At 34.5% G+C, this 17,537-nt stretch carries 14 protein-coding genes and 2 pseudogenes; 9 read left to right on the forward strand and 7 right to left on the reverse strand.

The window, feature by feature from the left end; all coding sequences use genetic code 11:
• The 4 genes and pseudogenes from BM088_RS25125 to BM088_RS25145 form a co-directional block, all read right to left on the reverse strand.
• Positions 1-211 (reverse strand): annotated as a pseudogene (locus BM088_RS25125) (IS982 family transposase); the annotation flags it as partial.
• 84 nt (positions 212-295) lie between these two features.
• On the reverse strand, positions 296-478 hold the full coding sequence (locus BM088_RS25130; RefSeq protein WP_091991431.1) for a hypothetical protein: 183 nt from the start codon (positions 476-478) through the stop codon (positions 296-298).
• 253 nt (positions 479-731) lie between these two features.
• Positions 732-1,010 (reverse strand): transposase, encoded by a 279-nt coding sequence (locus tag BM088_RS25140; protein ID WP_091991435.1) that lies wholly within the window; start codon positions 1,008-1,010, stop codon positions 732-734.
• A 467-nt stretch (positions 1,011-1,477) separates the two neighbouring features.
• The gene (locus BM088_RS25145) at positions 1,478-2,269 is read right to left on the reverse strand and encodes a hypothetical protein (RefSeq protein WP_091991438.1); all 792 of its coding nucleotides are present in this window, start codon (positions 2,267-2,269) and stop codon (positions 1,478-1,480) included.
• A gap of 823 nt (positions 2,270-3,092) precedes the next feature.
• Here BM088_RS25145 and BM088_RS27460 point away from each other — a divergent pair.
• Entirely contained in the window at positions 3,093-3,263 is a 171-nt protein-coding gene (locus BM088_RS27460) for a hypothetical protein (protein WP_177208175.1), read from the forward strand.
• Positions 3,264-3,498: 235 nt separating this feature from the next.
• Here the strand turns inward: BM088_RS27460 and BM088_RS25150 are convergent, their stop codons facing one another.
• The gene (locus tag BM088_RS25150) at positions 3,499-3,942 is read right to left on the reverse strand and encodes a DUF2846 domain-containing protein (RefSeq protein WP_091991441.1); all 444 of its coding nucleotides are present in this window, start codon (positions 3,940-3,942) and stop codon (positions 3,499-3,501) included.
• A gap of 810 nt (positions 3,943-4,752) precedes the next feature.
• On the opposite strand from BM088_RS25150, the pseudogene BM088_RS25155 reads away from it, so the two are divergent.
• The 3 genes and pseudogenes from BM088_RS25155 (at position 4,753) to BM088_RS28185 (ending at position 8,098) form a co-directional block, all read left to right on the forward strand.
• Positions 4,753-6,874 (forward strand): annotated as a pseudogene (locus BM088_RS25155) (TonB-dependent siderophore receptor).
• Between the two features lie 91 nt (positions 6,875-6,965).
• Positions 6,966-7,538 carry a PepSY-associated TM helix domain-containing protein gene (locus tag BM088_RS28180; protein ID WP_425439337.1) on the forward strand — a complete coding sequence of 191 codons (573 nt, stop codon included), beginning with the start codon at positions 6,966-6,968 and terminating at the stop codon, positions 7,536-7,538.
• On the forward strand, positions 7,535-8,098 hold the full coding sequence (locus tag BM088_RS28185) for a PepSY-associated TM helix domain-containing protein (RefSeq protein ID WP_425439338.1): 564 nt from the start codon (positions 7,535-7,537) through the stop codon (positions 8,096-8,098). The genes BM088_RS28180 and BM088_RS28185 overlap by 4 nt, the downstream gene beginning before the upstream one ends.
• A gap of 138 nt (positions 8,099-8,236) precedes the next feature.
• Here the strand turns inward: BM088_RS28185 and BM088_RS25165 are convergent, their stop codons facing one another.
• Positions 8,237-9,826: a glycosyl hydrolase family 28-related protein gene (locus BM088_RS25165; protein ID WP_091991444.1), complete on the reverse strand. Its 1,590-nt coding sequence runs from the start codon at positions 9,824-9,826 to the stop codon at positions 8,237-8,239.
• A gap of 187 nt (positions 9,827-10,013) precedes the next feature.
• Complete coding sequence (locus BM088_RS25170; RefSeq protein ID WP_091991446.1) at positions 10,014-13,430, reverse strand: glycosyl hydrolase family 28-related protein; 3,417 nt, start codon at positions 13,428-13,430, stop codon at positions 10,014-10,016.
• Positions 13,431-14,199: 769 nt separating this feature from the next.
• Between BM088_RS25170 and BM088_RS25175 the strand changes: the two genes are divergently transcribed.
• The 5 genes from BM088_RS25175 to BM088_RS25190 form a co-directional block, all read left to right on the forward strand.
• Positions 14,200-14,565, forward strand: coding sequence for a hypothetical protein (locus BM088_RS25175; RefSeq protein WP_091991448.1), 366 nt, complete (start codon positions 14,200-14,202; stop codon positions 14,563-14,565).
• A 29-nt stretch (positions 14,566-14,594) separates the two neighbouring features.
• Positions 14,595-15,763, forward strand: a protein-coding gene (locus tag BM088_RS25180) for an IS3 family transposase (RefSeq protein ID WP_091991451.1) whose coding sequence is annotated in 2 segments (ribosomal slippage) — positions 14,595-14,844 and positions 14,844-15,763 — 1,170 coding nt in all. Because the reading frame shifts where the segments join, the coding sequence is not laid out codon by codon here.
• Between the two features lie 97 nt (positions 15,764-15,860).
• Complete coding sequence (locus BM088_RS25185; protein WP_091991454.1) at positions 15,861-16,616, forward strand: hypothetical protein; 756 nt, start codon at positions 15,861-15,863, stop codon at positions 16,614-16,616.
• Positions 16,617-16,917: 301 nt separating this feature from the next.
• Positions 16,918-17,073 carry a hypothetical protein gene (locus BM088_RS27465; RefSeq protein ID WP_177208176.1) on the forward strand — a complete coding sequence of 52 codons (156 nt, stop codon included), beginning with the start codon at positions 16,918-16,920 and terminating at the stop codon, positions 17,071-17,073.
• 67 nt (positions 17,074-17,140) lie between these two features.
• Positions 17,141-17,537, forward strand: a 397-nt coding sequence (locus tag BM088_RS25190) for a transposase (protein WP_281247201.1), incomplete at its 3' end; no start/stop codon positions are given.

Raw genomic sequence — 17,537 nt, forward strand, 5'->3', positions numbered from 1 at the left:
ATCGGCTGACCAGACCAATATAAAAGTTCTTGAAATCACGATGATTTGACTGATGAAAAGCAATCATAATAGTCATACATTCACTTGTAGACATTTTCGAACTGCGCCTACGCTTTTTAGTGCCGTCAGAGATTAATAGCGCTTCCCATTCGGGTGAAAATTGATGACAAAAATCATCGACATCGCAAAAAATTTCAATTAGTTTATTCATCTGCCCACCGTTATGCTTTCAAATCGTTCTTGGTCGAAAGATCTGATCGCTAGGTGGGCAATAAGTTCACTTCTTATCCAGAATTCAGGTTAAATATAAAAAGCCTTCATTCGTTCGAATGTAGGTAATATCACTTACCCACGTTTGATTAGGAGCTGACGGATTAAATTGGCGATCTAACAAATTATCGGCGACACGAGATGGCTTATCGCCTTTTATGTAGCGTCGTTTATATTCGATTTGTGCTTTTAGACTATGCTGTCGCATTATCTTTGTAACACGATTAACACTGCATTTTTAACCAACTTCACGTAAATCTTGATGGATCCAAGACTGCCATAAGTACCTCCACTAGCCACATAAAACTCCTTGATAAGCTTAAATAAACGACTATCTTCAATTGTTCTATCGCTTTGTGGCTTGTTTAACCATGCATAAAAACCACTGCGGTTTAACTTCATAACGTGACACATCGATATAACTGAAAACTCGTTGTGATGATCTCGAATAAAACAGTATTTTACTCTGGGTTGCTGGCAAAGTACCTTGCTGCCTTTTTTAGGATGTCTCTCTCCTTTGTTACGCGTTTTAGCTCAGATTCAAGTTTTGCAATTTTTAGTTGATCATCAGAAGATTGTTTTGGTTTAGGTGTTTGAGATAACTGACTCCGCCAGTGATATAAGGTTTTAGTACAAATTCCTAACCGTTCTGACACTTCTGAAACTGAATAACCGCGCTCAGTGATTTTCTTTACAGCTTCAACTTTAAATTCTTGGGTATAATGTTTTCCTTTACTCATAAACACCTCTTTTTTAGTTACATTGTAACTCTTTTTAGTGTTTAGCAAAGTATGGGAAATCCACTATCAAAACGTTATAAATACTGCGCACTCTTAAATCCATAATTTGCAATAATATAATTTTTACGGGGGTATGAATTGAAAATAAAAAAATCAATATAATCTGAAGACTTAGGCTTAGTTTGGGCAGAGAAATAAGCATAAAATTAATTACAGATGCTCCGTGTGATGACAATAAGACTCTACCTGCCAAAATGGCACCACAATGTAGTGGTGCTGCAGCTTAATAATAAACTAACCCTAAATGTCGAAATCAACCAACTATCAGTATTTGGGTAAGTTATTTTCTCATGTTAGAAATCTCAAATTTTTTAAAAATAAATTTAGTACTGTAAAGCAACTTTAGAAGACTAAATTTTATATTTATCTAACATTTTTATCAGGTTTTGTAGTTAACGTAAAAACGACTAGCCTTCCTTGATAATGCAAGCCCGAGAACCACAAAAGGGATCGCTAGCCTCTATAATTTTATACATTTGCCAAGAAGCTCCTCCGTTCGGATTCTCTTTAGTACAAGTTCCATAATGAGAGCTCATATGAGACTCTATCCTAACAGTGAGTAATGCACCTTTGCGTAGATAGGCACCTTGTTTATAAAACTTATTAAAACCAGCCCATTCATTAGAAGATATTCCACTTATATATGGTGTACCGGTACAGTTAAACCCATCATAATAAATTTGGAGGGGGCTAGCTAGCTTAGGAAGGATTGGTGATGTACTATCAAATACTTTAAAGTTACTACCGCCATCAAAAGGTAAATAATAAGACTTAGTCTCAGAAAGTACTTGTGCGATGCGGCCTATTTTAGTGACGCCATCGCCCTTAAATAAATAAAGTGATTTTCCTCCAGTTAGCTCCGTTTCATTTGGTTTTACCAAACTGATACCCCTTGCCCGTTCTATACCGTCGATATCATTACAATCCCCACTACTTTCAATACTGATCGCTTGTTTTGCCGCCATGGCGGTTACTAATAAAGCATATAAAGCACGTCCGGTTCTATTATTTAATGATACAGTCCACTGCTCGGCGCTGGCCGTTATGGCGCAACTAGGTGTACTTGGTTTTATTTTATCCGTGCTAAAGTAAACAACCTCATCAATAACATTAAGATAAGTAATATTCCCCATAGCAGTGGCGTTAAAAGACAATACGTGACTGGTTAAAAACAAAAAAACAAACCAAGTGGATTTCATAGGGTATCTCAATATAAGGAATTTATTTTAGACAAATAAAATATGTCATAAGGTAAGCCAGCTAGTTTTCTTAGTACATGTTAGTTTTTCTAACATATAAATGCCTTTATCTTACTGTTTTCATTTCAAAAATTGGATGTTAACTAAAAATAAGAAACAAAACAAGGTAACCAGCATAAATTAAGTTCGAAATTACAGTAAGATTTATCACATGCCATATCAGCGTAATGGCAAAAAGGTCAATAAACTTTATTTAGGCACTACTTTTTAGTCCCTCCCCTAGAATATTTAAAAACCGACACAGATCACGCTAGAGCACTATTTCGCTAGGTTTGCATTAATCTAAGGTTGTTTTTTATTTGTTATGACTGAGATTTAAGCCAGTTTAAAGCACGCCTTGTATCATCAAAGTTTTTTTGCATTTTGAAAACTATTTGCTGGCGTTCTGCTTTCTAAAATAGATAAATGCATCGATGAATTTATGATTAGAGCTTTAGCGATCATCTTCAACTAGCAAAAAACGACCGATTATTATTAGACAGTTTTCGTTTACACATGGCAGAGAAAGTTATACTGATGCAAAAAAGTACTGACGGGCATGGCTTGCCTATAGTTTAATCCGCTTGTGTATCGTTCCTAACAATCACACATGAATGTAATTGTTAGAAAAATGAACGAAAATTACTTTACCAAGTGAGAATAAATTTTTGAAAATCACTTTGGCTGAAAGTTATCTAAAGCTGGCTTAAAATCACCTCTACATCGTTAAATTTTGTCTTATGATATTTGCGGTTAAAAACGTAAATATAAATAAGGCGAAAAGATGAAACTTAAATTAAATAAGAAAAAACTTAAAAATTTATCAAAAGATAACAAATCACTTCCAGCAGATATGACACCCCAAGTAGGCGGTGGTAAAGGTTTCAACTCTTTTGAAGTATGTCCAACTTATGATGCTAGATGTACAGGTAATTATACTTCACGTGCCTGTTAAGAATTAAAAGTTAAGCTGCACTAGCGCTAAATTATGTGTCATACCTTTTCATTCGAAAGAGAATGACACATTAATAGCACCTACTTCTGTAACTTTTCTTACAAAAAATCTCGCAGGCAACCTTAATAAAAAAAGCACTGCAAAAGTAAATATTAATTAACAGAAGCATTAGTTCATATTAACTCAAAAAGTTATATTGGCATTAGATAAAGTCGAGACTGATACGAACGAATCTTTATAAATTTGATTTGATCAACTTACATTCTGTTACGCCCTTTTGGCCTTTACTTTCGTTAACCAGTTGAAGCTTTGAACCACCTGAAAACATGCCCATTTTCACTTCTTGCCAAATATAGTATATTTCACCATTTTTAGTTTCAAGCTCAAGTACAGAACCATCACCTTGTGAAGTGATAGTATGATTACCTTGTGCTAAATTAAATTTAAAAAATGAGTTAGGACCAGTAGTTCCGGCCAGTTTTCCATTCACAGTAACAGGCATTGATAAAGCCGCACCAAGCGTTTCATTTCTATAAACATAAACTTGTGATACATCTGGTTTGGCTTCAAATTGTTTAGCCGCTTTATCTAATTCAATTGATGCTTTATTTACACTAGCACAACCATACATACCCGTTATTGCTAACATAACCACCACTTGAGATAAATATTTTCTCATTTTCTACTCCATTTTTTGTTAAGGTTTTTTATTCAATTTGAGTAAACCCGAGTTATTTTTAATATAAAACTGAAAGTCTAATACGGTCTAAATTTAGGCAAAAAAAATGAATGCTCCATGACTTATTTTTATGAGAGCATCGATATAAACTTTTTCAACATAACATTATAAAAAGTAAAAAATCTGTAAATAATAATTATGTATTCACAACTTTTATCTATACTTTTTAATTTTAAAATCAACTTTATAAAAACTAACCCATTAGGTTTATCTTTTTAAGATCTGTATTATATCTTTATTAACAAGGACTTAAAAATTCATGTGCTTTTTAACATCCCGAATTCAAATACAACCTTTTCTGTAGTCGGATTTTACAAAAAAAAACTATTTTGTAAATGGCTATCTTTTTATTTTGTAAATGCATGTAAATAAAAAACAATCATGTTAGCAAGTAAGTTCAAACAAACTAAAATAGACTAACATATAGATTTACACCCCCCCCCCCTGCTCAACCAATTTCATTCTCACCCCTGCATAAAAGCACTTTCACTTTTCTTAAAAAATCATGATAACTCCTACTTACTATCGCTTTTAAATTTTCATATAAAAGTAACAATTACACCCTGTGAAGATGAGCTGTTCCTTTATTAAAAACCAAACACAATTATAAATCATTTACATTTACATTTACATTTACATTTACATTTACATTTACATTCACATTTACATTTACATTTAAAGCCTTTACTCTATTGCTGATTTTTACATTGCACAACTGATAGTTAATCAGTTTTAACTTTCAATAACGGGATAAAACAATTGAAAACACATAACCTAAGCTTAATTACAGCTTCAATTTTATTTGCCACATCAAGTATCGCAAACGATAAAGTTGATGAGAATATCGAAAAATAGATGTACAAGGTACTTATATTGAAGGTTATGCTGCTAATGAAGTGGGTGGTGCTTCTCGATTAGATTTATCTATTATTGAAATTCCACAATCTGTATCTGTCATCACAAGTGCACAAATGCAGGACTTCCAATTAAAAAATATTAACGCTGCACTTGATTCTGCAACCGGTGTGAATGTTCAAAGAATAGAAACAGATCGTACTTATTATACTGCCCGAGGTTTTGATATTACCAACTTTCAAATAGATGGCGTCGGTTTACCACTTACTTCAGGGAATAATCATGCCGATGAAGATACTGCTATTTATGAGCGTATTGAGGTTATTCGTGGCGCAAATGGTTTAATGACAGGTGTTGGTAATCCATCTGCAACAGTTAACTTCATCCGTAAACGCCCAACTTTAGACACTCAATTAAATGTTAATGCAACAAGAACAATCAACGTATTGAACTAGACGCTTCTACACCATTAACTGATAACATCAGTGCACGTTTTGTTGCTGTAAAACAGAAAAAAGATTCCTACTTAGACCGTTACCAGCAAGATAAAAGCATCGCATATGCATTTATTGGTGCTGACTTAACTGACAATACCTATTTATCAATCAGTCACAGTTTTATTAATAATGATGCAACAGGCAATAACTGGGGCGCATTACCACTTAATTATACTTATGGCAGCCCAACAAATTATGATGGCGCAACAAATACCTCAGCAGATTGGTCGAATTGGAAAGTGACTAAAAATAATACTGTACTCGACTCGAATTAAGCCATTATTTTAGTGACGACTGGCGACTACGTGCCACTTATTCACATAAAACCACAGATGAAGATACTGAGTTATTTTATGTTTACGGCACACCTGATCAAGCAACTGGTTTAGGCTTAACAGGGTATGGTAGCGAATATGATTTAGACGATAAACATGACTTATTTGATGTTTATATCAGTGGTGACTTTGAATTGTTTGGCCGCGAGCATCAAATCGTAACAGGTTTAAATGATGCAAAAAACAGTTATATCGACACATCTTTATATGATTATACAACAGGTAATGGTTTTCCGGCTATGGCCGATTTGAATGATTGGGATGGCAACGCAGCCAAGCCAACATTTAATGATAAGAAAAGTGGCAGTGATGTTGTTGCAAAACAAAAAGCGGCATATTTTACAGCTCGCTTTAATGTTATAGATGATTTACATGTGATCACAGGTGGACGATACAATGACTGGCATGTTGAAGGCGAAGCATACAGTAAAGTACAAGATGCATCAGATAAAGAGTTTATTCCATATTTAGGCGCTGTTTATCAAATCACACCACAATTAATGGCGTACAGCAGCTATACAGAAACATTTTTATCGCAAAAAGAACTAGATATTAATGATGATATTCTGAAACCTGTTACGGGTAAAAGTAAAGAAATCGGTTTAAAGAGTAAGTTTTTTGACAGTCAGTTAATTACTTCATTTGCTTATTTTGATATTGAGCAAGTAAATTTGGCTATACCAGATCCTTTGACAACTACGCCGGAAAACACAAAAGATCAACATAGATATATAAATGCTGATGGTATCAACAGTAATGGTTTTGAATTAGAACTTGCCGGTGAGCTTTATGCTAATCTGCAAGTAAGGGTTAACTGATTTTAATATATCTGGTGATGATGTCGTTCGTGACTATACACCAAGCCGCTTATTAGAAGTGGCTGCGACTTACCAAGTTAAGTCAATAAAAGGTTTAAGCATTGGCATGAACATGCGCTGGCAAGATGATATCTCTCGTGTCCAAGTTACTGCTGGGAAAAGCCCTACAGGACAAGATGTCGTAACTTATCAAGATGCCTACAGTGTTATTAATTTAATGGCCAAATATGATATTAATGAAAAAATATCAATCTCAGTGAATGCTAACAATGTAACAGATGAAAAATATTTGAACAGTTTATATTGGGCACAAGGATATTACGGTGCGCCTGTTAACTACTCCGCCACTTTAACTTGGCAGTTATAAATTAATTTCAACTGGCTACATTCCCAATAGCTAATACTAAGTGATGTCGTTTTAACGACATCACTTTTGCTTTTATACTCGGTAAAATACAATGAGAAAAACCCTATTTAAATGGCATTCATACTTAGCCCTTGTATCTATATTGCCACTTTTTATTATTTGCATTACAGGCAGTATTTTAGTTTTTAAAGCTGAGCTGGATACCCTATTGATGCCACAAAAAATGCAAGTAACTGCTTTGCCTCAAACACCACGTTTATCTTTAGATAGCTTAATTAATAAAGTAAAAAATACATTTGTAAACTATGAAATAGGTACCTGGGAAATATTTGATAATATCAAAAATAATCAAGGTCGCACCGATACGGCTTATATTATTCGCCACACAGATAACGTTTGGAAAAAAGTATATTTGAACCAATATACAGGTGAAATTTTGTCTGAGCCGGTCGATTTAGATCACGATTTAACTGACTGGCTGCTCGATTTACATTATCAATTATTACTTGCAACAAAAGGTGCATTTTTCGGTTTTGTTATTGCACTTTTATTTTTGTTTTTAGCCATCAGTGGCATCATTTTATATCGCCATTTTTGGCTTAAATTTTTTACTCTACGTTTTAAGAAAGCCAAACAGATTTTTTCAGTGATTTACATAAAATGACTGGTATTGCATCTTCACCTGTTTTACTTGTACTTGCTTTTACGGGTGCTTATTGGAATGCGACCGTTGTTATTCATGAAGTATCTGAGCATATCATAGCAAAACCCGTAAAAATGAATGCAGCGCTGCATAATCAGTCGCTTTCAATAGAAAAGTTAAGAGAAACAAGCTCAAGACTCATCGACTCTTTTAATGCCACTTATTTAGTTTTGCCATACGAGCCAGATATGAACATTACTTTTTATGGTGTGGTTAATAGCCACAACCCTCTGAACAGTGAGTACGGCAGTTTAGTCACTTTTGATAAAAATTCAGGCGATGTCACATTTTCTCAAGATATTCGAAAAACAGATACCTTAACAGTGACACTAGATAGTTTTCGTAAATTACATTTTGGTTATTTTGCGGGGCTTACCAGTAAAATAATGTGGTGCATATTAGGCCTAAGTCCAGTATTTCTATCTATAACAGGATTTTATCTATATTGGCAAAGGAATCGCCGAAAAAGAAATGCGAGGAAAAAACGCAAAGTAGCAAATAATTTTGCTTTAAACACTTAAGTACGCCTACTGAGTTTTAAAAAATCACAAGCCATTTAGAATCGCTAGCTGATACCTTAATGTATTAAATTTAAGCTTTGATTTTTATGTTTAAAATAAGGGGGATGGCTTCACCCTTATTTTAAATAGACAAGGAGCTTATTTTATTTGTTTCACTGTAACTTTACTATGATCTACCTGAGTATAATCTAGCTTTATTTTCATCTCACCTCCTTCAATTATTAACTTCGCCTCATTTTCACCATAATTAGCCTTGATCTCATATTCACTTATGGAATTACCCACCACTAAAGTATAACCTGCAAGCTTAGGGGCTCCATTACTATTGTTTACCAAAACTTGACGAAATGAAATGTAAAATTGATAACTTTCATTTGGCGACAGTACTTCATTGACATTGAATAAAAATTGCCATTCTGGATTAACCCCATTGAAATTTACGTTATATGTTTTTTCAAAAGGTAAACTGCCTCTTTGATATTTACTACTGACAGGTTTTGGAAAATAAAACCCTTTATCTTTTAATTCTACCTTCCCTTCTTGCCCACCAATATCTCCTGTTAAAGTTGAATTAGTCAGTATGACCTTGTTAATCCATTTACCTGATGCAGGTGAACCTGTCACATTTATAGTTGCTGTATCACTTGCTTCTATCAGTGTAGTATTTGTGTTTATAGTTTCTCCGTTTATTATTAAAGCCGTGGAATCCCCCCCTTTTACCCCAGCTACATCATCAATTCGTACCGAGCCAGCATGTTCAAACTTAAAAACAGTGCCAACTGACTCAGATTTAAAATCAGTAATAATATTGTTAAATAGGTTAAATTCGGTGTTTTCTGGAAGAAATTCCGTAGGCGCTTTTAACCAAACCCCAACAGGCGAATTTTTGACCGATGAACTGTTTATACCCGACCCCATAGCGGTAAGTTTAAATCCAGCTTCAGTGGCGTTAGCAATAGCTATATTTTCAAATGTATTTACATTATTAAACCAACCGCAATTATTAAATATATTCCAACCTTGTAATACTTCACATTGTGCCATTACAACATTGCCATCTTTATCCTTAATAGGATAGCCATCTTTATCTCTAACGACATAAGGTGCATAATCATTGACATTACTATGCAGTTCGATACCAATTTTTACATTATCAATAAGAATATCTTGAAAGCGATTTTCAACCACCCACTTTCCATAAACCCCCTTATCAAAACCGTTAATGGTCAATTGACTAAATTTTGAAAAAGATGAGCCAAAATCAATAGTAATTGCTTTGCCTTTATCCCCAGTATTCTTATTTTGAATTATCGAAAAATTTGCTAGTTCGCTAAAATTTGATGCGTTTATTACATTAATTGATTTATCTGTTTGTAAAATTGATAAATATTGTTCTTCTCCATATATTTTTATTGCTCTAGAAGAGCTTGGTAATTGCAATGGACAATCAACCTGAAACTTCCCTTTAGGAATGAAAACATTTTTTTGCTGTTGATAAGCATAATTTATGGCATGTTGAATTGCACTACTGTCATCAGTATTGTCAATAGGGTTATCAGTTGCTGCAGTTGCACCACAATCCTCAATACTAACATAATCAAGACTTATATTGCTATTACAGTGACTACTTGTGCCCTTCAGATCGATATATTTTACATTAGTACAATCAGTTGTGGCATTGGCATTTCCAGCTAACAGCAATAAGCTGGTAAATAAAAATTTATTCATGGATTTCCTATATCTTTTATCAAATAAAAACTGTGGTTTTTTAAAATTTTCCATATTCATGATGGTTTATTTCAGTTTTTAATTTTTAGCTTCGCTATACTCACACATTATTCATCTGAAGATGAGCTAAAATTAAAGCATAACGAATATCTAGACAACACAAAAACGGGTTGTCTCCATACATAATTTAATTAATTTGTTCCACTGTGATTTCAATTTTTTCAATTTTAAAATTAGGCATAATCTGGAATTCTGCATAATTTAGAGTTGGATTATCGATTCTTAATTGAATATTCTCAGGACCAGATGATGAACGTGCAATTGAATAAACATAATCTAAATTAAACATGGCCGCGATAAACTCTTCAGTAACACTGCTACCATCTTTAAAGTAAGTTAAGGTAATTAAATAACTATGCGATCTACTTTCTTTTTTATCAAAACTAACCGTAGCAGCACCATGCCATACATCACTTCTGCCAAATATTACCTTCCAATGATTTGCCTCAAAATCCTGATTAAGTGTGTAATTTTTTTGTAATGGGGCTGGAATATAAATAGAGTCTTTGTCTAACATTGACTTTAGTTCAACCGCATGAACAGTGCCTTTTACCTTAGTATTGATTAAGTTAACATCATTCTGCCAGTACCCTTGTGCGGTTGATCCTCGGACCTCAATTAATCCAACATTTTTAGCATCTATAACCGCATCGTAGCGCTCAGTTATTCCACCTCCTTGCGTAAAGAAACTATCTATATTGATATATTTAATATTCTCAAATTTAAATGGGATCTTATCGCCTTCGGCATAAAAATTATTAATTTCAAAAACACCTTGTTGCTCAGTCGTTCCCCCATTAAAGATAATTCCAGTGGTATAATCTTGTATCACTGAATTATTTACTTGCGTTTTTATACCTGTGACATCAAGGCCTGTAATACCATGCTGTATTAATAGATTATTAAAGGTTATTGGAAATTCACATGTACTATCATTCAAATCGCATTCTAAGGATGAAATAGGGGTGTATCCGGTTAATTTAATACCATTAATTACCCTATCAACAATTACGTCATCAAAAACAAAAGTATCAGCTTCAAGATTGTCTCCAATAATACCGTTTACAAAACCAAATACATAAATTAAGTCAAAAGTTATTTTTTTGGCACTATCATTAAACTCAATAGCTGTACCTAACCAATCTCTGTTTGGCAACTCAGGTACCTTTGTAGCACGCTTAAAGTTACTTTGTTTGAAATACAGATTTGATAACGTAACATTATCAAAAATTTTCATAAGCGTAATATTGGAAGCGGTACTCAAAATAGAAAGTTCACGTTTTGTACCTGATATTGTTACACCATCAGGTACAGTTAAGGTCTGTGATATTTTATACGTACCGCCTGGTATATAAACATCTTTGTTATTGCTGTTTGCAAAATAAATTGCAGCTTGAATGGCAAGTGTATCATCTGATTCATCATTTTTAGACGCGCCACACTTGCTAATAGATACAACAGCATCATTCCCTATATTTTCACATAAACTCTTAATTGTTATGCTATTACTTACAGGTGAATCATCACTACAGGTATTATTACTGTTACATGCTTTTACTTTGTATGCATAAGTTCCTGGGGGGAGGTTAGAGCGAATAGCTTTTGAGTTATCTCCATCTATAATGTGGATCGTTGCAACAGGCGACCAACTGGAACCATTAAATTGCTGTGATACCTCATAATAGCTAGTACCTGAAACCTCATTCCAATCTAAATTAATGTCATTATTAATCAAGCTCGCCAAAGGTTTTTCTGGGGCGATTAATGCTTCAATAACAATCGCTTTACTTGTAGCTTGGCTGCAATGAGCATCTGTTTTATTACATGTTATAAACTCAAACTTATGAGTTCCAGACTCTCTAAGCGCTGGAGAGGTCCAAGATAACGGTTGACTAGTTCCGTTAAAGGCTGGTTTTTCTGTTTGTATTGATACTACGCCACTTGGTTTAATGTGGGTTATTTTTACATATGCCCCAGTCCAGATAGTACTTATTCCTGCTGTGATAGTTGCTGTAACTGAATCTGTTGAAACATTTTTGCCGCTTAAAGTTACCGACGGTGAACTAGGGGCTCCAAAAACAACAATTTTCTCTGTTGGACTTAATCCACTACAACCTGCACTATTACAAGCTTTATAGGCAATATAAAAAGACTCTTTTGTACTAAAGTTCAATGTTGTTGGCGTACAGCTCACGCTTTTATTAACATCGTGTTTTTTACTTAGTGAGCCGGATGAAACCCCAGCATATACTTGATAGTAAGACACGTTGTGACTATCACTGGTGAGTGGTAAACAAAAATCAGTTTCAGTATTTATAGGGTGATATAAATTCCATGAAAAATTAGGTTTAGAATTAGGATTAATAGGTGGGGAAACCACATTAATACTGACCACGTTTGAATAACCAGAACACTTCTCATCTATGTTACAAACATTAACACGGTAATGATATTTACCAGGTGATTTAATAACCTTAGTACTTAGTGTTTTTTTATTTAAAATGATACTCCAACTAGATTGACCATCAACTTGTTCTTCAAGAATATAGCGCTTAATTTCATAACCCCAAGGTTGAGGCCATGTTAAATTAAACTCATTGGAAGCGTTATTATTCTGTGTTGCGGTAATGGTTGTTTTATTAGGTGGCCAGTATGGTTTCACAATGTTCACCTCATAAGCACTCCACCCACTGCATCCTGCAGTATTACAAGCTCTGACACGAGATGTGTAGGTAATAAGATTACTAAACGTTTCTGAATATGATGTTGTATTTTGATCAAAATTAACGATAGATGTTTGTCCATCAATTGATTTTTCTACTTCATATCGAGTGATAGTGCCCGACGGTCTAGCCCAACTGTAACTGTAAGTTCCACGAGTGATGTGATAGTCAGGTCCAATAATCGTTGTAGCGCTAGGAGGCGTGGGAATATCGACAGTAACTGATGCTGTATTCGATAGACCTGAACAACGATTATCAATATTACATACAGTTACACGATAGTAATATGTGCCGTTGGCGTTAACCTGTTCATTAAAATTTAATGAATTTGCAGATTGTACCTGTTGCCAATTATTGGCATTGCCTATAGATCTTTCTAATTCATATCGATTAATACCATAGCCCCAAGGTGTGGACCAAGTTACAGAAAATTGTCCCGTTGCAGAGGTCGAAGGGCTAGAAATACTACTGGCATTTGGTGGCCAATATGGTTTTACTATATTCACCTCATAACCACTCCAACTACTACAGCCATCCGTATTACAAGCTCTGACACGGGCAGTATAAGTGATAAGGTCGTTAAATGTTTCTGAATATGATGTTGTATTTTGATCAAAACTGACGATAGATTTTTGTCCATCAATTGATTTTTCTACTTCATATTTTGTGATCGTGCCTGAAGGTTTTGCCCAGCTATAACTGAAAGTACCACGCGAAATATGATAGCTTGGTCCTGTAATCGAGGTACTACTTGGCGGACTCGCATAACTTATAAAGCTTATAAAGCTTAAAAGTACAAGAGATAATAATTTTATTTTCATGAAGTTCCCATTTCTATTCGATATTTTTTAGTTAAGAATGCTGTAATAATTTTTATTTTAATTCTCATTCAAATTAATGAGTATTTTGAAAGGTATTGTTTTAGCTATTATAAAATCCTTTTTTTAATCAATAGAAGTTGGTTTTTCTTAATTTAAGATTACTTTTCATAACTCTCATTGATATTTTTTGGGTTTAAGACGTTTAAAAAATTAACTTTAGTTGTGTTACATCTTTATAAGTAAATGCTGGTGTAGTTATGCATACTTATTACTTCCCTGATATGAATACAACTTTTATTGTATGCGCAGTCTACAAAAAAAATTTATAATGTAAACTTTAACGTTCCAGTTTTGTAAACAAATGTAAAAAATTATGAATCTATAAATATTTCATTGAGATTCATCTCGTAACATAAGAAAAGTAAAAAAGAATGGTCTGCTTGTCTATATTCTAGAGGTGCACAATACTTTTTTATTGAGATGGAAATGAAAGTGTCTGCACATACTTTAAACGCAGTATATATGTGCAGAGATTAGGTTTATTAACCTCACCTCCCCCTACAAGTTTCTGGCAACTCAGTGTAATTGAGTGCGTCTTACCGTGTTTATTTGATGTGACACCCTAATTAGGGTACACATAGTATTACAGCGTAAAAAATATATAATCGCGCCGCTTCACCTGTATTACAAACATAATGAAGTAAGACCATGTTTTAACAAATATTAACAAACTTACTTAGTTACTCTTAAATAATGACAGTTATCTAATATGAAACTAAGTAAATACTTCTATAAAAAAATAAATTACCTACTATTCGGCATGGGTTTATTATCGGTCAATGCAATTAGTGGAACAAAAATAGATAAGCTGGAAGTCAAAGAACAGTTGGCTGTATTTACGACACTTGAACAAAAGTTAATAACAGGGGCAGGCTGTATGGCCAGCACCAATATTAATAAATGGGCACTCAATTTAACTTGCCAGCAAGGCCGTGATTTTTATTCCTTGCTACTGGTTGCCATCTCTTCCTCTGCCAAGGTTAGCATAAGCTCAGAAAATGACTGTGAAGGCACAGATAACTATGAAATAGTGGGGTCTATGACGTGGTTTAATGGATTCGACTACCCCAGTTAAGAGATAATAAACTTAACTGGAGATCTAAAATGACGAAACGTAAAAAATATTCCAAAGAATTTAAACTTGATGCTATCGCCTTAGTTGTTGAACAAAATTATTCGCAGGCAGAAGCCGCTAGAAATCTGGGCGTTAATCCCAACATGCTTGGTCGTTGGATAAAAGAATCTGAAAATGAGGATGGTCATGCTTTTCGTGGTAATGGAAAATTAACACCTGAGCAAGAAGAAATCCGTAACTTAAAAGCGCAAGTGAAACGTCTCGAAATGGAGCGCGAGATATTAAAAAAAGCGACGGTCTTCTTTGCCAAAGAAACGAAGTAAAGTATTCGTTTATTGCCCATCATAAGAAGATCTGGTCTGTGGTTTTAATGTGCCATGTATTGGGTGTGAAAAGTAACAATTATTATAGTTATCAAAAACGTAAATCAAGTAAACCTGATGATTTAACTCATCAAGAAATGATTGAATTGATCAAAGATATTGCTAAATTTAGTGACAACACATACGGCGCTAGACGTATTAAAAAAGTGCTAAATACGTTGAATTATCCAGTCAGTCGAAGCAAAACAGCTAAATTAATGACAGAGGCGAATGTTTGGGTTCGCTATAAAAAGAAATACAAAGTAACAACAAACAGCGAACATAACAAAGCTGTTTATAAAAATGAGCTTAAACAGAATTTTACTGTAGCAGCGCCAGATCAAGCGTGGGTTGGTGACATCACTTATGTTTGGACATCAGAAGGTTGGTTGTACCTATGTGTCGTGATTGATTTATATTCGCGTAAGGTCGTTGGTTGGAGTATGGGTTCTAGAATGAAAGCACAGCTTGTTTGTGATGCCTTAACGATGGCTATTTGGCAACGACAACCCAAAGCAGGACTGATAGTTCATTCTGATCAAGGCGTTCAATATGCTAGCCACCAATATCGTAGATTACTTAAATCAAATGGCTTTATAGGTAGTATGAGTAAAAAAGGCTGCTGCTGGGATAATGCTGTTGCAGAAAGTTTCTTTGGAAGTTTAAAGCAAGAACGGGTTCACTGGCGCAACTATGAAACACGCTATGAAGCACAGCAGGATGTACTGAATTATATAAGCATGTGGTACAACAGCCACAGACTTCATTCTTATCTGGATTACGAAAGTCCAAATAAATTTGAGTTATTGAATAAAGAATTAAAAATGGTTGCTTAACTAGGGTGACTGAATTTAGTTGACCAGGTCACTATTAAGATTTTAAAATAGACCCTAATACACTCTTTACTTAAAATTTATTGATGAAAAAGTACTTATGAAAACTTTAAACTGTTTGACCCTTACATTATTAGCATCCTTATCATGCAGTACATTGGCAGCGGTAAAAATCGATACCATTACATTAAAAGACAACTTGGTGATCTTTACTACCATACCGGCCAAACCCGATACAGGGTTAGGTTGCGTTGATAGTCAGCAAAAAAATAGCTGGGCAAGCTCAGTAGATACTTATGCTGGTCGTGCCTTTTATACTATGCTGGTGACTGCGGTCAGCTCAAACCTGAATGTGGAAATTGACTCTGCCGGTGACTGTAAAGATGCGGCTAATATAGAGCGACCAGCATTAATTCGCATTGCTGCGTATACTTCAGTAGCAATGGGGAAATCATTATATTTATATGACGGAGCTGGAAAAACTAAGCTTGGTAAAATTGTTGAAGTACTTGAAAATGATAAAGTGTTATACCTTTCACCCACTGATAATACAACATTTAAAACTTATGAAAAGTTTGCAGTTTCTGGATCTGAGTATATTTATTTTACTGAAGAAAACTGTGTTGGAACTGCTACTGTAGCGGAAAGGAATTTAATCGGCCATAACAAGTTTTTTAACAATGGTAAATATTTTCGATCTGCAAACACCTCTAATGGTCTTCAGTGGTACTCAAAATTAAATGTAGGAGGGACATGTACAAATATAGGAATGAAGTGGGGAAATGGTTTTGCTCTTGATTTGTCTTATAGTGTTGAAGTTTGTGGCAACAGCCCTTGTGCGTTTAAAGAAGAGTAAAATAGCCCGCAAGGCTATGATTTTTTATTCCTTGCTACTGGTTGCCATATCTTCCTCTGCCAGGGTTAACATAAGCTCAGCAAATGACTGTGACGGCACAGATAACTATGAAAGAGTGGGATCTATTAAGATCTTAAAATAGACCCTAATACATTATTTCAACATTCTTTACTTAAAATTTATTGATGAAAAAGTACTTATGAAAACTTTAAACTTTTTGGCCCTTACATTATTAGCATCCTTATCATGCAGTACACTGGCATAGGTAAAAATCGATACCATTACATTAAGAGATAACCTGGTGACCTTTACGACCTTGCCTGCCAAACCGGATACAGGTCTGGGCTGTGTTGATACTGAACAAAAGCAGAGCTGGGCAAGCGCTATAGACAGTTACTCCGGCCGGGCCTTATATACCATGTTAACCTTAGTTCGGGATAAAAATTTAGATATTTAAGGAACTAATTGCCTGTTCCAAGATCCGATCTTTTGACGATAAAAATTAGACACAAAAAGGAACAGGCATGGATAATTTAGTTAAAACGTTTTGTAATGTCGATGATTTTTGCAAACTATTTATTCCTCAATGGGAACAAACTTTAATTGAAGATGGAAGCCGAAAGAGACGTCGTAAAGGACGTATGAATCCAAGCGAAATTATGACCCTGATTATTGGTTTTCACCAGTCTCATTTTCGCGATTTTAAAAACTATTATCTATGTTATGTAGCTAAACATTTAAAGTCATATTTTCCTCAACTGTTAAGTTATACGCGATTTATAGAGGTGATGCCATCGGTAATAATATCATTAAGCAGCTATCTAGCTACGCAATTTGGTAAGCCAACTGGTATTGCATTTATTGACTCAACCAAGATATCGGTATGCCACATAATCAGAGCTAAACGTAACTGTGTTTTTG

Origin of the sequence: Pseudoalteromonas denitrificans DSM 6059, assembly GCF_900112265.1 — a bacterium.
Classification (GTDB): Bacteria; Pseudomonadota; Gammaproteobacteria; order Enterobacterales; family Alteromonadaceae; genus Pseudoalteromonas; species Pseudoalteromonas denitrificans.